We start from the raw sequence: 16,046 nt of genomic DNA on the forward strand, positions 1-16,046 counted from the left end.
GTGACCGCCAGATAGCAAAAAGCCCGACACATGGTCGGGCTTTTCAGGAAGATGGTGGAGGGAGAAGGATTCGAACCTTCGAAGGCAGAGCCGTCAGATTTACAGTCTGATCCCTTTGGCCGCTCGGGAACCCCTCCAAAACGAGGCGCATCTTATCCACTTCTCTTTGGCTTGTGAAGTGTTTTTTAAAAAATCCCTTAAATTCATCCAGATGGTGCCGATACGAGGAGACGCAATCCTGTGGTGGAGCCCCCATGTCCCCTTCCATACAGCCTCTCATCGATGAGCGCCTGCTCGGCTCTCGGCTCAATCTCGATCTCCAGCACGGAGACAGGGCCGACTTTCGCCTCTGGCTCTCGCTGCTCGACGAGCGGGTGGAGGAGCTCCCCTGGTTGCAGCGTCCGACACGGGAGCAAGGTGATACCCGCGCACTGCGCGAGCGGTTCTTGTTGCCACCGGAGCAACCCCTGGTGGATGAGGGTGCTGCCGACCTCAGCCCGTGGGGTGAGTGTCTGCAGCAGGGGGGAAGCATGAGTGATATCCGGCTAGCGCTGGCACTGCAGCCCCAGCCGCTAAAGGGTAAGAGCGCACTGCTCGAACCCGAGGTTTACCATAACCTCTCGGCGCGGGCGCAGTGCGCCTTGGCCAAAGATCAGAGCAGCCTGCCGCCTCTGGAGGCCAAGCCTCCGCTACTGCTCGCCATCCTCGATACCCTGCATGGGGGAGAACTGCGGGCTCGCCCGTTGCAAGCGGCCGCCTGAAAACAGAAGAGGCGGGTTTCCCCGCCTCTTGCCCTAGTTGAGCCTGTTACGCATCGACCACATCGGTGCGGCACTGCTCCTTGCCGGAACGCACGCCGCGGTGGGCATGGGGTTTTTCGGTGTGACGATTGATTTGGCGCTCCAGTTTCTGACCTAGGTCGGTGATGGCGGCATAGAGATCCAGATGTTCGGCCTGGGCGAACAGGGTGCCGCTGGGAATGCTGGCCGTGGCTTCGATGATAAAGGTTTGACCCTCCTTGCCCACTACCACATGGGGCTTGATCAGAGGCACTTGCAGACGCTCAAGCTTGTCGAAGCGGGACTCGATACGCTCGCGGATTGCCGGGGTGATGTCCATGATTTTGCTGATGATTTCTACTTTCATATAACCCCCCTTCGGGTCGTCTTGCTTGTCTCTTCACCTTCAGATTATCGAATGAGTACATTTAAAATGTGATCCTTGTCACGTTGTGGCCGTTCTTATTCAGGTGCTGGCGGCAAATGTGATCATCTTTGAGTCTCTCGGAAAAAGGGCTTGAGCTTGCCAGATCGCGCAGGCACTATGTCGATTATCGAGTCGTATCTGTCCCCTTCTTGGCAGCACCTGTTTTCGGCCCCGTTTCGGGTCACCTCCTACCGGTCGAATGTTTGTGTCCTCCTGAAGCATCGGGGCAGGTACCCTGTTTCGCGATGGGCATGTGCCCATGTGCAGTCGGTTTGTATCGGGGTTTTCGATGAGTGCGCACAGTGCACAACTAATGTGGTTCTTTGACGGCAGCGAGGGTGAGGGTTTCTGGTCACCGCGTCGCGTGGCAGAGCGGTTGGCGCAGCGTGGTTGCCTTCCCGATCCGGCATTGCTTGAGCGCCTTGGGCGTGAAGTGTGTGAGAGCGCGGCCCCGGCGGCGTGGCAGGCTCAGCGTGATGATGAAATCGTGGCGTGCATGCGTCTGCTGCCCGCCGGCGCCGGCCTTGGTTGTATCGGTCTGCTGACTATCGATGGGCTGGCGGCGGATCGCCAGTTTGCGTCCCCCTTTCAGACGCTGGTCGAACTCGCCTGCGACCTGACGGCCAGGCCCGAGGTGCTCTCCTCGTTTTATCTCCATTTTACCGATTGGTTGCACTCCTCCCTGGGGGTGGATGGCAGCTCGGTCTGGATGGGAGAGGGGCTCTGTCAGAATCTCTTGTGTCTCTATGACAGCGAGCACCGTCTGGCCGGGCAACAGCTCGAGCGCAGCGCGCTGGAGGCCCTGTTCTCCGTGGTGCGGTTAACCGGCCCCATTGTGCTGGAGCAGGTAGATCAGCATCCGCTGGCCCACTCCCTGATCCCCCTGCTGCAAGGGGGAAGTCTGTTGGTGATCCCCATTTGGCTCGACGACGAACCCCAGGGCGCTGTGCTGTGCCAATGGCGCTCGCCCGAGGCGCCACTGCTTCTCGAGCAGATGGCCCTGTTACGCGGCGCCATGTTGTTGATGAGTCGTGCGGTGGATCAGATGCGGATCTCTCGCCAGGCCGAGGAGTGGCGGCGTCGCAGCGATCTGCTGGAGCGCTTCTCCCTGGCGCTGTCGGCCAAGACCGGAATGGCGTTCATTGACACCCTGGTGGAGCGCCTGTACGAGGTCAAGGGGGTCGAGGGGGCCTGGTTGGCCGAGCGTCACGGGCATGAGTCGCTGCGGCTACTCTCGGCCGTGGGTGAGCATCCCCAGCCCGAATATGCCCTCGGTGGCAGCCTCTGTGAGGTGGTCTATGGCGGCAAGACGCGCCATCACCGCATCCCGGGGGATGAGGAGCGGCACTTCTATGGCATGCCGCTGCTCGATGGTCACGGCGTGGTCGTCGGTCATCTGGCATTGACCTGCCGCCATGGCCAGCTGGTCGCCGATCTGGACTCCTTGCTCAAAATTCTCTCCAGCCGGATCAGCGCCGAGATAGAGCGGTTGCAGGTCGAGGCTCAACTGCGCCTCTCTGCCGTTGCCTTTGAAACCCATGAGGGGATTGTTATCACGGATCCCGCCTTTACCATCTTGCGGGTCAACAAGGCGTTCAGTCAGCTCACCGGCTATGAGAGTGGCGAGGTGCTGGGCCTGACGCTGGGGGAGGGGGTCTGGTGTGGTGGGCTCGGGTATGATCTGGACGATCTCGATCGCTGGCAGGGAGAGACCCAGCGCCCGCGCCGCGATGGCAGTGTCACCCATCACTGGGAGATAGTCACCCCGGTGAAGGATGAGCGTGGCCACCTCACCCACTTCGTGATCTGTTTTGAGGATATCTCCGAGCGCAAGGCGGCCCAACGCAAGATCCAGGATCTTGCCTACTACGATGAGCTGACCGGCTTGCCCAACCGGCGACAGCTACACGAGACCTTGACCCGAGCCTTTGCCGAGGCCCAGCACAGCGAGATCATCGGGGCCCTGCTCTTTATCGATCTCGATCATTTCAAGACCATCAATGACTCGCTGGGACACGCCACCGGGGACTGGTTGCTGCGTGAAGTGGCGGAACGGCTCAAGCGCCTCACCCGCCAGGGCGACTTCCTCGCCCGCCTGGGGGGGGATGAGTTTGTGCTGTTGTTGCCGCAGCTCTCAGCCAGTCCGCCACAGGCCGAGATGCAGGCCGATCTGGTGGGCGAGCGGCTGATCGCCGAGCTTTCAGCCCCCTATCCGTTTGCCGGGCAGTCTCTGCATATCGGGGCCAGCGTCGGTGTGACCCTCTTCCCGGGACGGGATCAGGGGGTCGAAGATCTGCTCAAGCAGGCCGACACGGCCATGTATCAGGCCAAGTCTGCCGGACGACGGACCCTGCGCTTCTTCGACGCCTCGATGCAGTGGCAGGCTGACCGCCGCCTGCTTATCAACAATGAACTGCGCCGGGCGCTCGAGAATAACGAGCTGCTGCTTCACTACCAGCCCCAGCACATGGTGCAAGGGGGAGAGATCATCGGGGTCGAGGCATTGCTGCGTTGGCAGCCTCCTGGCCGTAACATGGTGTCGCCCGCCGAGTTTGTTCCCATCGCCGAGGAGACGGATCTCATCGTCGATATCGGTAACTGGGTACTGCTCGAGGCATGCCATCAATTCGTGGCATGGGAAGAGGCGGGGATCAATCTGCCGCAGATCTCGGTCAACGTTAGCGCCAAGCAGTTTCATGCCCCCGATTTTGTCGAGCGGGTTCACGAGGTGCTCGCCATGACAGGTATGGATCCGGCCCGGCTCAACCTCGAGATCACCGAGTCGGTGGTACTGGGACACGCCGAAGATACCATCAACAAGATGGGGGAGCTCAAGGGGCTCGGGATCAGCTTCGCCATCGATGACTTCGGGGCTGGCTACTCCTCCTTGAGTTATCTCAAGCGGCTTCCGGCCGACGAGCTGAAGATAGATCGCAGCTTCATCCAGGACATTCCCCGCGATGCCGACAACATGGCCATCGTCGAGGCGGTGTTGGCCATGGCCAAGCACATGGGGTTCAATGTCACGGCGGAAGGGGTGGAGTCTCGCCAGCAGCTGGAGTTTCTGCAGACCCAGGGGTGCTGTTTCTATCAGGGGTATCTAGCCTCCAAGCCGCTGCCCGCCGAAAATCTGGCCCGTTATTTCCAGCGGCAGCGGCGGCAACCCGAGCTGGAGCTTCAGGCCTTGGGCTGACGCGTAAAATTATTCATTCTCTATTGGGGTCTTGGGTAAAATAATCCCAAGACCCTTTTTTCATGGTTGCGGCCGCAGGCCGCACCATACTGGAGCAAAGACAGTTGAAAGCCGTTATCGGTGTTGTCCTCTGTGCCCTGAGTGCGCCCTTGCTGGCACAAACGACGGAGCAAACCCTTTATCGCCAGGCTCATGAAGCCGTGCGAGCCAACGACATGGGGCGTTTCAATCAAATCAGAGCCCGCCTGAGTCACTATCCCCTGTTGCCCTATCTCGATTACTACCGACTCGCCTTCCGTCCGGGTCAGGCCGACTATGCCGAGGTGACCCGCTTCATTCGCCAGCACGGGGATACCCCTCAGGCCAATCGCCTCGAGCGCAGCTATTTGCAATATCTGGCCCAGAGTGAGCAGTGGTCTCGTTTTCTCGCCTTCTATCCCGAGGTGCCCGAATCCACGGGGCTGCGCTGCCTTCACTATGAAGCCAGATACCGCACCGGTCACCGTGACGAGGCGCTGAAGGCGGCCGAGGCGCTCTGGATGAGTGGTGAGTCGCGACCGGATAGCTGTGACGGCCTCTTTATCCTGTGGCAGGGGAGTGGTCAGCGCACTCAGGCCAAGATCTGGAAGCGTATGAGCCTGGCGTTTGAGGCGGACAATCCTGCCCTCATCCGGCACCTCTCGGTGGCGCTGAGTGGCGATCAGGCCTACAGCAAGTTGATGCTGGACACCTATGAGCGTCCCGCCAAGGTAGTCCAGACGGCCCGCTATCCCAACACGGCCAAGGGACGAGAGGTTCTGCTGTTGGGATTGGCGCGTTATGCCAATGAAGAGCCGCTGCGTGCGCTCGATCTGTTAGCCAGTTATCAAGGGCGCTATCGCCTGACCAATGCAGCCATGCAGCCGGTGGAGCGTGCAGCAGCCCGTAGGCTGCTGCTGGATCGCGCGACACAGCGCCGCGCCTGGCTCGATGGCTGGATGCGCCCCTCCAAAGACGAGGAGCTGCTGGAGCTGCGCGCTCGCCTGGCCGTCTGGGAGCAGGACTGGCAGCATCTGGCGGGTTGGATCAAGGGAATGCCTTCGGCGCTGCAACAGAGTGAACGTTGGCGTTACTGGCTGGCCAGATCCCTGGATAAGCGAGGGGAAGCGCAGCAGGCCAAGGGCCTCTATCGCGAGGTGGCCGCCATGCGTGGCTATTACGGCTTCCTGGCGGCGCAGCGGGCCGGCGTTCCCTATCGCCTGAAAAACGAGTATCCCGCCAAGGTGCCCTCCTGGTCACAGGCCGTGCGCCAGTGGCCCTTCCTCGCCAGGGTGAATGAGCTCAAGGCGATGAATGATCTGACCGGGGCTCGCTCGGAGTGGGTGCACAATGTCGATCGCAGCGAGCGCGAGCACAAGTTGGTGCTCTCCGCCCTCGCCGAGGGGCAGGGGTGGCACGATCTGGCCATACTGGGCACCATCCGCGCCGAAGCCTGGGACGCCCTCGATCTGCGCTTCCCCATGCCGCTGCGGCAGACCTATGACAGAGTGGCGCGCGAGCATGGCATGCCAAGCTCTCTGCTCTATGCCATCTCTCGCCAGGAGAGCGCCATGTACCCGCTGGCCCAGTCGCCGGTGGGGGCTCGTGGTCTGATGCAGCTGATGCCGGCCACGGCCAAGCACACGGCAGGCAAGATAGGTTTCCCCTATCGCAGTGAACAGCAGCTGTTTAATCCGGATGTGAACGTCCGCCTGGGGAGCGCCTATCTAAAGGGGCTGCTCGACAACTACGATGGCAACCGCATCTTTGCGGCGGCGGCCTACAACGCAGGTCCGGGACGGGTGGCTCGCTGGCGTGCCCAGAGCAATGGTAAACCGGTGGATGTATGGGTCGAGGGGATCCCCTTCAAGGAGACCCGCAACTATGTGCAGAACATCCTCTCTTTCAATCTCATCTATGAGCACAAGCGGCGTCAGCCCTTGAGACTGCTCAGCGACGCCGAGCTCCACGGCCGCTATTGACCCCCTTTTCTCTGCCGGTAGGCAGGGGATAGGAAGGGGGCGGCAAAGGGGTTAATATCCAAGGCGACGCAAGAGTTTATTACATTAAGTAACCCTGGTGCTGATCAGCGCCAGGGTTTACCGCAGCCGGCGCGGGTATAATGCCGGAAACAGTGACAGATCCCCCAACAAAGGATGTGCGTGTGGCAACGATCAAAGACGTTTCCCGATTGGCCAATGTCTCCATCTCCACGGTCTCCCGTGTGATTAACAATACGGCCCAGGTTGCGCCCGAAAAACGTGAAGCCGTTATGGCTGCCATGAAGGAGCTCAATTTCCGTCCCAACAGTTTTGCCCAGGCGCTGGTGAGCAAGCGCTCGAACTGCATCGGTCTGCTGGTAGGCGATCTCTGTGGTGGCCCTTTCTTCGCCCAGATGATGCGCGGCGTTGAGCGCGTCGTCGACGGGGCCAACAAGTTTACCATCGTCATGTCAGGCAACCATGAGGAGAACCGCGAACGGCACGCCATTCAGGCCTTGCTGCAACGCCAGTGCGATGCGCTGATCCTGCACAGCAAGGCTCTGCCAGATGAGGAGCTGGCCGAGCTGGCCCAGGGAGATACGCCCGTCATCTTCATCAACCGGCTGATCCCGGGATTTGAGGATCGCTGCGTCTGGTTTGATAACCAGGCGGGGATCGAGACGGCGTGTCAGCTGCTTATCGACCGGGGTCATCGCCGTATCGCTTTCGTCACGTCTGACGACGACGCCTTCGTCGATGGTCGCCAGCGGATGGAGGGATATAGCGTCACCTTGGCCAAGGCCGGGATTACCCTGGACGAGGCGCTGATCGGCAAGGCCTTTGCTGACGAACAAGGGGGTTATGTGGCGATGGCCGGCTTGCTGGACCGAGGCGTCGACTTTACCGCCGTGCTTGGCTTTAACGACGGCATGGTCGCGGGGGCGATCTCCTGCCTGCTGGAGCGGGGATACCGCATCCCGGAGCAGGTCTCTGTGGTGGGGTTTGATGATATTCCCTATGCCCGTTACACCTATCCCAAGCTGACCACGGTCAAATATCCGATAGAGGCCATGGGCGAGCGAGCCGCCGAGCTGGCACTGGCGCTGCTTGATGGCGATGATATGCCGACCTTGCCGCGCAAGTTCGAACCCGAACTCATCGTTCGCGAGTCGGTGGGTTAACCAAAGAGGGGCCAGTTAGGCCCCTTTTTTGATGGTTGCGTGAAATCGCTTTCAGAAATCCTTTTCAAACGTGATCGGCTTCAAAGCTTTTTGACCCACTTCTCTCTAGGATAGGCTTCACGAATTAGGAGCCTGGCTCCCGATTTTCCCGCTGTGGGAAGTATCTGGACAATCCAGCTATTTCCTTCGTTACTTTCAACGGTCATCATGGATGGCCGTTTTTTTTTATCCGGAGGTACGATGAAGTATGCGGTGATCGGTGCCGGCTGGCTGGGGCTTCCCCTTGCCGAGGCCTTGCAGCAGCGGGGGGACGTGGTGGCGGTGACCTGCACCTCCCGGCAGAAGTGCATCGAGCTGGGTCAGCGGGGAGTTCAGGCCTACCCCTACACGGCCGGGGTGGGCGAGCCCAGGCCCTGGTCAGACTGCGACGTGGTGGTGGTGGCGATCCCCCCGAGCAAGACATCGGATTACCCGGCGGCGCTCGCCGAAATAGCCTCCCACGCGCTCGCCTCGGGCTGCCGTCACTTGCTCTTGGTCAGCGCCACATCCGTCTATGCCGATGGCCAGCAAGAGGGGGCGTCGCCGATGGGAGAGGGGAGTCGTGCCCAGCGATTGCTTGGTGCCGAGCAGGCGGCGCGTCAGAGCGGCATAGCGCGCGTCACCATATTGCGACCCTCCGGCCTCTATGGACCAGATCGTCATCCGGGGCGATTCTTGGCAGGACGTGAATGCAGTGGCGGCGCTCGTGCCGTCAACCTGGTTCATCTTGACGATGTGGTCAACGCCATCTTGCTGCTGCTCGATAACCCTGGCGCCTCATCGGAGTATGTGATCAGTGCACCCGGGCACCCGACGCGCGAGCGGTTTTATACCCAGGCTGCCCTGGCGCTGGGTCTGCCCCCCCCCCGGTTCGTCCCTCCTGAGGGTGACTTCTTGCCGCTGAGTGGTCTGCGCTTGTGTCAGGAGCTGGGTTTCACCTATCGCTGGCCCGACCCCATGATCTGGCTCAACCAGGCATAGATTGCGGTTTGCCAAGGGCGGGGGGGAGCACTATCATGCCCCCATCCATTCTATTAGAGCAGTAAGCATGGTCGATACAGTACGTCAGCCCGACGGAGAACTCCTACTCAGAACCCTGGCCATGCCGGCCGACACCAACCCCAACGGCGATATCTTCGGTGGTTGGATCATGTCTCAGATGGACATAGGTGGTGGCATTTTGGCCAAAGAGCTGGCCAAGGGGCGGATCTGCACCGTCTCAGTGGAGGGCATGACCTTTCACAATCCCATCAAGGTGGGCGACGTGGTCTGTTGTTACGGGCGCTGCGAGCGCATCGGACGCACCTCGATGCGCATCAAACTCGAAGTCTGGGTCAAGCCAGTCCTCAGAGAAAATGAGGCACAGCGTTACTGCGTGACTGAAGGGATCTTCAACTACGTGGCCATCGACGATCAGGGGCGGCCACGCCCTGTGCCTCGTCACGACTAGAGCGGGCTGGCGTTGATGATGGAGATCTCCTCATCAACCCCGGTCTTTTGCCGTATCATGTGCTCGAGCATCTCCTCCGAGCCGACACACTGATCGAGGTCAAACAGGCAGAGATCATACTGAGAGTCGCGCATGATGAGATAAGGGGTGCTCAGCTCGATCTGGTTGCTTACCCCATGGCGGTCAAAGAAGGTGATGCGGTACTGGTTGTATCGGGTCATGGGAGCCCTCCGGCAAGGTGGTTCCACGTTGCATCAAACGAAGTATGAGCCTAGCCGTTTTTCTTTTCAGTGGGATAAATGGGTGGCATCGCTGACACAGGTGATTGTTCTTCAATGAAAAAAAGTTATCGCATCCTGGGTTCCTCTCTGCTGGCTGTGGGGTTGGTCGGTTGCTTCGATGTTCCGCAGCAGGGCTATTTTGTGACGGCAGAGGGGGTGGTGCCCGGTGTTGGCTGCGATGCGCCGCCTCTGGTGGCCCTTGCCAATCGCGCTTTACCTCGTGAGTTCGGGGTGACGGTCTGGAACCTCTACAAGGGCCAGCGCAAAGAGTGGCTCGACGGCATGGAGCGCTTCGTCAAGACGCAGGATCTGGTGCTGCTGCAAGAGAGCAAGACCACGCCTGAACTGCTTGGCTGGTTACGGGACGGAGGCTTCGAATGGCAGCAGGTACAGGCCTTTACCCAGGGGCCGAGCTCGCTGGGGGTGATGACGGCGGCCAAGACGCCCCAGGCTTTCGTGTGTGGCGTCCGCTCTCCCGAGCCCTTCTTCCGTATCCCCAAGTCGGGACTGGTCAGCCTCTATCCTCTGGATGGCGATCCGGATGGGGTCTTGGTGGTGAACCTCCATGCGGTCAACTTCGAGTTGGGCATGGCAGGTTATCGAGAGCAGCTCAACGATCTGACGGCATTGGTCCGCCGCCATCAGGGGCCGGTTATCCTGGCGGGTGACTTCAATACCTGGAGCGATAAACGCCAGCGCTGGCTCGACGGCTTGGCCGAAGAGCTCAGCCTGAAAGAGGCCAGACCCGTGCCCGACACCCGTAGCACCGCCTTTGGCCGCCCGCTCGATCACCTCTATTATCGGGATCTGGAGCTGCTTGAGGTGGCCTCGCCCGCCACAGCGGCATCGGACCACAATCCCATCGTGGCGCGATTTAAGGCACAGAGCCTGACGCCTCAGGAATAAAAAAAGACCCGCCAAATGGCGGGTCTTTTTATGACGGCGGCAAGCGGGGTTAGCCGTTATCCCCGACAAACAGGGTGAGGGTCTGGCCCGGTTGCAGGTAGCTACGCTTGCTGAGCTGGTTCCATCGCATCACGTCCACCACGGCAACCTGGAATCTGGCCGCGATGGAGGAGAGAGAATCCCCACGGCGTACCTGATAGTTGACCGAGCCGTTAGTGGGCTTCCCCTTGATCACCAACTTGGCACCGGGCTTGAGGGTGGTGCCGGCCGACAGGCCGTTCCACTGCATCAAGGCCTTCTGGCTCACGCCGCTCTTGCGGCTGATATCCCACAGGGTATCGCCGGCTTTGACGGTATAGCGACTCACGGTCGGGGTGCTCTTGGTCGCCGGCTCACGGCTTGCCAGGGTGCGACCGCTGTCGACGGCACTGGCAGGAAGACGCAGACTCTGACCTGCACGCAGGCTGTGACCCCGCAGATTGTTGGCCGCTTTCAGGTCATTGACGCTGACCCCATGACGACTGGCGATGAGGGAGAGGGTATCCCCCCGCTCGACCTGATAGCTGCGGCCTCGGACGCGCTCGGTTCTGGGCAGGTCGGCCAGGGCCAACTCCAGCGAATCGGCATATTCGACCGGGACCATGATCCGATGAGGCCCACGCGGAGAGGTCACGCCGCGCACCAGCGCCGGGTTGAGCTCTCGTAGTTGGCTCTGACGCATGCCCACCAGATTGGCCGCGGTGGCGATATCGAGCTGACCGCCCACATCAATGGCGCGCAGCTTGGGCTCATTGGCCAGACTGGGTAGCGAGAGGCCATAGCGCTCCGAGTTGCTGATGACATCGGCCATCGCCAGGATCTTGGGAACGTATTGCTCGGTTTCTCGCGGCAGATCGAGTGACCAGTAATCGGTCGGCTGACCGCGTTTCTGATTGCGTACTATGGCATTGCGTACCCGGCCTTCCCCGGCATTGTAGGCGGCCATAGTATTGAGCCAGTCACCGTCAAAGAAGCGGTTCAGGTACTCAAGATAATCGAGGGCGGCCCGGGTCGAGGCTACCACGTCCTTGCGCCCGTCATACCAACGATCGTGGGAGAGACCAAAGTTGCGACCGGTCTGGGGCACAAACTGCCACAGACCCACCGCATTGCTACGGGAGCGTGCGGTCGGATCGAAGGTACTCTCGACCATGGGGATTACGACCAGCTCCATTGGCAGCCCGCGCCGTTCGATCTCCTCAACCATCAGGAAGAGGTAAGGTTCAGCACGGCTGGCAATGGTCGCCATGTGGCTGTCACTGCGCAGAATCGCCGCTCGTTGTCGTCGAACTCGATCGTTCTCCGGTATCTCCAGCTGCATGTCGTCGCTGATCCGTACCCAGAGATCATCGCTGCCCTCGAAAGACTCGAGCTGATCGTCGTTGAGCCACACCCCGGGGGCGTAGCGTTTATGGGTTTTCTTGTTGACTTGGGGGGACTTGATCGGCTCGATAGCCGCTAGCGCCCGGTCATCCTGATTGCTCAGGTTTTGGCAGCCACTCAAAAACAAGGCTGCCAATAAGGCCGTTCGAACCTTCATCACTCACAGGTCATCCAATAGGTAAACAGCGGTCATACTAAGCGGCTATCCCCCCCGGATCAAGGTTTGTTCAAAAAACATCCTTCCAGCGACGCAAGGCGCTAAACAGATGCAGTGGTGTATCTAGTTGTTCAGACAGGTGATTTTCAACATTAAATTTTATGTTTTCGTGTTCGCAGCGCAGAAACACGTTGACCTCGCGCTCTCGCTTCAAGAGGGTCGGCAGGGTGGGGAGCCCTTGTCTGCGTAACTTGCTGATCTGGCGCAGGTAGTCGCTGATCGCGGCATTATCCGGCTCGACCCGCATCGCAAACCTGAGGTTGGAGAGGGTGTACTCATGGGTCGGGTAGATCAGGGTCTCGTCAGGGAGCGCAGCAATGCGATTCAGGGAGTGATAGAGCTCCTCGGCCGTACCCTCGAACAGGCGGCCGCAGCCGGCCGAGAAGAGGGTGTCGCCGCAAAAGAGCATGCCTGCGCCGTAATAGGCAACATGACCACGGGTATGGCCAGGCAGATGCATCACGGTCAGGGACAGACCGTGCCAGTTGATGAGATCTCCCTCATCGACCCGGATCCCGTCCAACCCGGGCAGCGCCTCATGGCGAGGCAGATAGAGCCGGGCTTCCCGATAGTGCTCGAGCAGTTCGGTGACGCCGCCACAGTGATCGTGATGGTGATGCGTGATGAGGATACCGTCGAGGGTCAGCCCCAGGGCCTCAAGGCGTGCCAAGACCGGGGCTGCGCTGCCAGGATCGATTGCAAGGCAGTGATTGTCTTTGCAGATCAACCAGATGTAGTTGTCTTCGAAGGCGGGGACAGTGATGACCTGGAACATATTCTGGCTTCTCTTTGAACAGTCGATCTTATATAAAAGGAGGGTACCCTCCATCCGGAACGAGCCCTATTATGCAGGTGGCCCGTAGCGAACGACAAATCATGAGTCCGTCCAGCTGGTGTGAGCTGCCGCTGGGCGACTGGATTGCCAGCGAGGTGCAGTCTCGCCTCGATCTCTGGTGTCCCCGTCTCTTTGGTTATCACCTCCTGAAGGTCGGTCCACTCAGCGCCGAGCTCTCCTGTGGGTGCTCGACTATCCGTCATCAGATAGCCGTGGCCCCGCTGGGGCGTGACCTGAGCATTCAGGGGGAGGCGACGCAGCTACCGGTGCGTTGTGGCAGCATCGATGCCTGCTTGCTGGCCCATACCCTGGACTTTAGTCAGGATCCCCATGAAGTATTGCGCGAGGTGGAGCGGGTGTTGACACCCGATGGTTGGATCATCCTCAGCGGTTATAACCCGATGAGCCTGCTGGGCGTCGGCAAGCTGCTCCCCTGGTTTCGGCACCAGTTGCCCTGGTCGGCGCGCATGTTTACCCCGGGGCGGGTGACCGACTGGCTACAGCTGCTGGGGTTTGAGGTGATGTTTGACGAGCGGTTTGGCTATTCTTGGATGGGGCGCAAGAGCTCGGTAGGCTGGTGGCGTGAGAGCCTGGGTCACGACTATTGCCGCGCCTTCTCTTCCGTCTATGTGATAGCCGCCCGCAAACGGCGTATTCCGCTCCTGCCCGTCAGAAAACGCTGGAGTCTGCCTCACCCCCTGACCACGCCGGGCATGGCCAGGGTGTGGCAGGATCAGGGGCGATAACCGGTATCGTCGGCCAGCGCACTTCCCGAGGCGGCCTCTCTGGCCAGTTCATCACAGCGCTCGTTTTCGGGGTGTCCCGAGTGGCCCTTGACCCAGAGCCACTCGACTTGATGACGTGCCACCTCGGCATCGAGTTGCTTCCATAGGTCCACGTTCTTGACCGGCTCGCGATTGGCGGTGAGCCACCCCTTGCGTTTCCAGCCGGTGATCCATTGGGTTATCCCCTGCCTCACATACTGGCTGTCGGTGGTCAGGCGTACCTGGCAAGGTTCGCTGAGGGTGCGCAGCCCGGCGATGGCTGCCATCAGCTCCATACGATTGTTGGTGGTGAGGCGATAGCCGCCCGACAGCTCCTTGCGGTGCTCGCCATAGATAAGGATGGCCCCGTAGCCACCTGGTCCCGGATTGCCGAGGCAGGAACCATCCGTATATAAATCAATCTGTTTTAGCATGCGCGTTGGGGTAAACTTGGGGAAAACCCGAGTTTGACACAGATCCCATGATGAACATACCCCAGGCCCAGCGCCAGATAATCCTCGATACCGAAACCACCGGCATGAACATGGCGGGTGGCCCCCACTACCTTGGGCACCGCATCATCGAGATAGGATGTGTTGAGGTCATCAACAGAAAGCTGACCGGCAACCACTTTCACGTCTATATCAAGCCCGATCGTTTGGTCGATCCCGAGGCTATCCAGGTGCACGGGATCACCGACGACTTCTTGCGCGATAAACCCTCGTTTAACCAGATCGCCGACGAGTTCATCGAGTATATCCGTGGTGCCGAACTCATCGCCCACAACGCCCCCTTCGACGTGGGCTTCATGGATTACGAGTTCAGCAAACTTGGTTTGAGCCTCAAGACCACGGATATCTGCACCGTCACCGATACCCTGGTCCTGGCGCGGGAGCTGTTCCCCGGCAAGCGCAACAATCTGGATGCGCTGTGCGATCGCTACGGCATCGACAACTCTCACCGCACCCTGCACGGCGCTTTGCTCGATGCGGAGATCCTCGCCGACGTCTACCTGATGATGACCGGCGGTCAGACCAAGCTCAATTTGGCTTCCGAGTCGGCCGAGAGCGATAGCTCGGCGCAGGATACCGGGATCCGTCGCCTCTCTGCCGACCGCTCACCGCTGCGGATCATCCGTGCCGAAGGCGAAGTCCTGGCGACCCATGAGGCGAGGCTGGATCTGGTCCAGAAGAAGGGGGGGAGCTGCCAGTGGCGCCAGTAAAAGGCTTGAACGTTGCGCTGTTGCTCCTGTGTACCGAGCTGAGTGCGGCCACCGTATATGGTGCGAGCGATGTGCCCCTCCTCGAGAACCGCTTTCGTATCGATCACGGGGTGCGTGAAGTCACCTTTATTCTGAAAAAGCGTGAGGGTTCCGCTCCCGTGGTGCTGGTGCAGCCCGATGGCAGCAAGCTCTACAGCACCCGCCACCCCGAAGGGCAGATTGGCTGGCTGGTTACGCCCGACGCGGATCTCATCACCATTCGTGATCCTATGCCGGGCCCCTGGCAGGCTATCGCCGATGCCGATTCGGAAAACCGGATCCGCCTGCTGACCAAGGTGGCGCTGCAGACAGATCCCTTGCCGCTGCGTCTCTACCAAGGGGAGAGCGTCAAGGTCACCGGTCGATTGCTGATCGATGACAAACCGACCAATGACAAAGACTATCTCTCCTCCCTTGGCATGACGGTACGCCTGCAGAGCTTCCAGACCGCCGAGATGAAAGGCGAGCCGGTGCAGGACCTGGTCATTGGCAGCTATCTGGACGATGGGAAGGGGCTCGATGAGCGCCCCCATGACGGTGTGATGACGGCCGAGGTGGTGTTTGATGCCCCGGCTGGCAAGTATCGCACCGTCATCAGCACGGGGAATGAGGTGTTTGCCCGAGCCCGGCATCAGGATATCCTCATTTACCCCATGCCGTTTCGCTACGAGATGCAATTGCCGAGCGAAACCAAGGGGCCCAAGCTCACCTTCCTCATCGACAAGGATGAAGTGGATCCCGTGAGCATTGCTGTTGCCGGGCGGGTGATTGACCCGGCCGGCCACCCCCTGCCGTTTAACGGCACGGCCAGCAGTCAGAGTCTGGAGATCCCGCTTCCCAAACCGGCCGCGCCCGGGCTCTATCACATCGAGGGGAGCCTGTTTGGTACAACCCTCTCCGGGCGAGAGTTTCGACTCACCCTGCCGCCCAAGAGCTTCAACATCTATCCTCCGCCACCGCCCCCGGAGCCCGTCATCAGTGACGTAGCCAAACTCGAGCCGCTTCCGGTCGAGGAGAGCAGCGGCTGGCTGGTCTGGTTGCTCGGTGCGCTGACCGTTCTGCTTGGCGTGGGGGGCGGGATCGGTTTTATCCTGCTGCAAAAACGCAAGGCACTGAAGCGCGCCTTGGCCGCGCAGCAAGCGGCGCAGGAGGCCCAAAGCAAGGCCCCCACCTCGGAGCTCGATCTCAACAAGCCCGAGCAGTAAGCAAGGGGGAAGGCTTCCTCCTGTTGATTCATGCGATTGCCGATGAGGCATAAAAAAACACCCTGCCAGGCAGGGTGTTTTCATTG

General features: G+C 60.3%; 15 protein-coding genes and 1 tRNA gene. 10 read left to right on the forward strand and 6 right to left on the reverse strand.

Features of this window, described 5'->3' with window-relative positions:
• Positions 1–52: 52 nt before the first annotated feature.
• Positions 53–137: transfer RNA gene (locus BN1121_RS17640), tRNA-Tyr, on the reverse strand.
• Between the two features lie 117 nt (positions 138–254).
• Between BN1121_RS17640 and BN1121_RS17645 the strand changes: the two genes are divergently transcribed.
• Entirely contained in the window at positions 255–761 is a 507-nt protein-coding gene (locus BN1121_RS17645) for a VC2046/SO_2500 family protein (protein ID WP_005350037.1), read from the forward strand.
• 46 nt (positions 762–807) lie between these two features.
• On the opposite strand, the gene hpf is transcribed toward BN1121_RS17645, so the two are convergent.
• Complete coding sequence (gene hpf / locus BN1121_RS17650; RefSeq protein WP_005350035.1) at positions 808–1,146, reverse strand: ribosome hibernation-promoting factor, HPF/YfiA family; 339 nt, start codon at positions 1,144–1,146, stop codon at positions 808–810.
• 373 nt (positions 1,147–1,519) lie between these two features.
• Between hpf and BN1121_RS17655 the strand changes: the two genes are divergently transcribed.
• From BN1121_RS17655 to yciA, 5 genes are all read left to right on the forward strand, one after another.
• Positions 1,520–4,399, forward strand: coding sequence for a putative bifunctional diguanylate cyclase/phosphodiesterase (locus BN1121_RS17655; protein WP_005350032.1), 2,880 nt, complete (start codon positions 1,520–1,522; stop codon positions 4,397–4,399).
• A gap of 104 nt (positions 4,400–4,503) precedes the next feature.
• The gene (locus BN1121_RS17660) at positions 4,504–6,399 is read left to right on the forward strand and encodes a transglycosylase SLT domain-containing protein (protein WP_043157269.1); all 1,896 of its coding nucleotides are present in this window, start codon (positions 4,504–4,506) and stop codon (positions 6,397–6,399) included.
• A 182-nt stretch (positions 6,400–6,581) separates the two neighbouring features.
• Positions 6,582–7,580, forward strand: a complete 999-nt coding sequence (locus BN1121_RS17665) for a LacI family DNA-binding transcriptional regulator (protein WP_043157268.1) — start codon at positions 6,582–6,584, stop codon at positions 7,578–7,580.
• Positions 7,581–7,820: 240 nt separating this feature from the next.
• Positions 7,821–8,600 (forward strand): NAD(P)H-binding protein, encoded by a 780-nt coding sequence (locus BN1121_RS17670; RefSeq protein WP_005350024.1) that lies wholly within the window; start codon positions 7,821–7,823, stop codon positions 8,598–8,600.
• A gap of 67 nt (positions 8,601–8,667) precedes the next feature.
• Positions 8,668–9,069 (forward strand): acyl-CoA thioester hydrolase YciA, encoded by a 402-nt coding sequence (gene yciA / locus BN1121_RS17675; RefSeq protein ID WP_005350022.1) that lies wholly within the window; start codon positions 8,668–8,670, stop codon positions 9,067–9,069.
• On the opposite strand, the gene BN1121_RS17680 is transcribed toward yciA, so the two are convergent.
• The gene (locus tag BN1121_RS17680) at positions 9,066–9,290 is read right to left on the reverse strand and encodes a hypothetical protein (RefSeq protein ID WP_005350020.1); all 225 of its coding nucleotides are present in this window, start codon (positions 9,288–9,290) and stop codon (positions 9,066–9,068) included. The two genes, yciA and BN1121_RS17680, sit on opposite strands and share 4 nt — an antisense overlap.
• Before the next feature lie 114 nt (positions 9,291–9,404).
• Between BN1121_RS17680 and BN1121_RS17685 the strand changes: the two genes are divergently transcribed.
• Positions 9,405–10,256 (forward strand): endonuclease/exonuclease/phosphatase family protein, encoded by an 852-nt coding sequence (locus BN1121_RS17685; RefSeq protein WP_005350018.1) that lies wholly within the window; start codon positions 9,405–9,407, stop codon positions 10,254–10,256.
• A 49-nt stretch (positions 10,257–10,305) separates the two neighbouring features.
• On the opposite strand, the gene BN1121_RS17690 is transcribed toward BN1121_RS17685, so the two are convergent.
• Both BN1121_RS17690 and gloB read right to left on the reverse strand, forming a co-directional pair.
• Complete coding sequence (locus BN1121_RS17690; protein ID WP_043157267.1) at positions 10,306–11,835, reverse strand: lytic transglycosylase; 1,530 nt, start codon at positions 11,833–11,835, stop codon at positions 10,306–10,308.
• A gap of 70 nt (positions 11,836–11,905) precedes the next feature.
• Positions 11,906–12,670, reverse strand: coding sequence for a hydroxyacylglutathione hydrolase (gloB, locus tag BN1121_RS17695; RefSeq protein ID WP_005350015.1), 765 nt, complete (start codon positions 12,668–12,670; stop codon positions 11,906–11,908).
• Positions 12,671–12,741: 71 nt separating this feature from the next.
• Here gloB and BN1121_RS17700 point away from each other — a divergent pair, with 71 nt between their 5' ends.
• Positions 12,742–13,476: a class I SAM-dependent methyltransferase gene (locus tag BN1121_RS17700; protein WP_005350014.1), complete on the forward strand. Its 735-nt coding sequence runs from the start codon at positions 12,742–12,744 to the stop codon at positions 13,474–13,476.
• Here the strand turns inward: BN1121_RS17700 and rnhA are convergent.
• Positions 13,464–13,928 (reverse strand): ribonuclease HI, encoded by a 465-nt coding sequence (rnhA, locus tag BN1121_RS17705; protein WP_005350011.1) that lies wholly within the window; start codon positions 13,926–13,928, stop codon positions 13,464–13,466. The two genes, BN1121_RS17700 and rnhA, sit on opposite strands and share 13 nt — an antisense overlap.
• A gap of 50 nt (positions 13,929–13,978) precedes the next feature.
• Here rnhA and dnaQ point away from each other — a divergent pair, with 50 nt between their 5' ends.
• Positions 13,979–14,716, forward strand: a complete 738-nt coding sequence (gene dnaQ / locus BN1121_RS17710; RefSeq protein WP_005350002.1) for a DNA polymerase III subunit epsilon — start codon at positions 13,979–13,981, stop codon at positions 14,714–14,716.
• Between the two features lie 5 nt (positions 14,717–14,721).
• Positions 14,722–15,960, forward strand: coding sequence for a TIGR03503 family protein (locus BN1121_RS17715; protein ID WP_043157266.1), 1,239 nt, complete (start codon positions 14,722–14,724; stop codon positions 15,958–15,960).
• Positions 15,961–16,046: the final 86 nt, after the last annotated feature.

It is taken from the genome of Aeromonas diversa CDC 2478-85 (assembly GCF_000819805.1).
Classification (GTDB): Bacteria; Pseudomonadota; Gammaproteobacteria; order Enterobacterales; family Aeromonadaceae; genus Aeromonas; species Aeromonas diversa.

What these genes read in the sequence shown, in the direction of transcription:
- BN1121_RS17670 (WP_005350024.1), top strand. Translation starts at nt 7,821, where the DNA reads ATGAAGTATGCGGTGATCGGTGCCGGCTGGCTGGGGCTTCCCCTTGCC.
- BN1121_RS17685 (WP_005350018.1), top strand. Translation starts at nt 9,405, where the DNA reads ATGAAAAAAAGTTATCGCATCCTGGGTTCCTCTCTGCTGGCTGTGGGG.
- BN1121_RS17700 (WP_005350014.1), top strand. Translation starts at nt 12,742, where the DNA reads ATGCAGGTGGCCCGTAGCGAACGACAAATCATGAGTCCGTCCAGCTGG.
- BN1121_RS17690 (WP_043157267.1), bottom strand. Translation starts at nt 11,835, where the DNA reads ATGAAGGTTCGAACGGCCTTATTGGCAGCCTTGTTTTTGAGTGGCTGC.
- gloB (WP_005350015.1), bottom strand. Translation starts at nt 12,670, where the DNA reads ATGTTCCAGGTCATCACTGTCCCCGCCTTCGAAGACAACTACATCTGG.
- BN1121_RS17680 (WP_005350020.1), bottom strand. Translation starts at nt 9,290, where the DNA reads ATGACCCGATACAACCAGTACCGCATCACCTTCTTTGACCGCCATGGG.
- yciA (WP_005350022.1), top strand. Translation starts at nt 8,668, where the DNA reads ATGGTCGATACAGTACGTCAGCCCGACGGAGAACTCCTACTCAGAACC.
- dnaQ (WP_005350002.1), top strand. Translation starts at nt 13,979, where the DNA reads ATGAACATACCCCAGGCCCAGCGCCAGATAATCCTCGATACCGAAACC.
- BN1121_RS17655 (WP_005350032.1), top strand. Translation starts at nt 1,520, where the DNA reads ATGTGGTTCTTTGACGGCAGCGAGGGTGAGGGTTTCTGGTCACCGCGT.
- hpf (WP_005350035.1), bottom strand. Translation starts at nt 1,146, where the DNA reads ATGAAAGTAGAAATCATCAGCAAAATCATGGACATCACCCCGGCAATC.
- BN1121_RS17645 (WP_005350037.1), top strand. Translation starts at nt 255, where the DNA reads ATGTCCCCTTCCATACAGCCTCTCATCGATGAGCGCCTGCTCGGCTCT.
- rnhA (WP_005350011.1), bottom strand. Translation starts at nt 13,928, where the DNA reads ATGCTAAAACAGATTGATTTATATACGGATGGTTCCTGCCTCGGCAAT.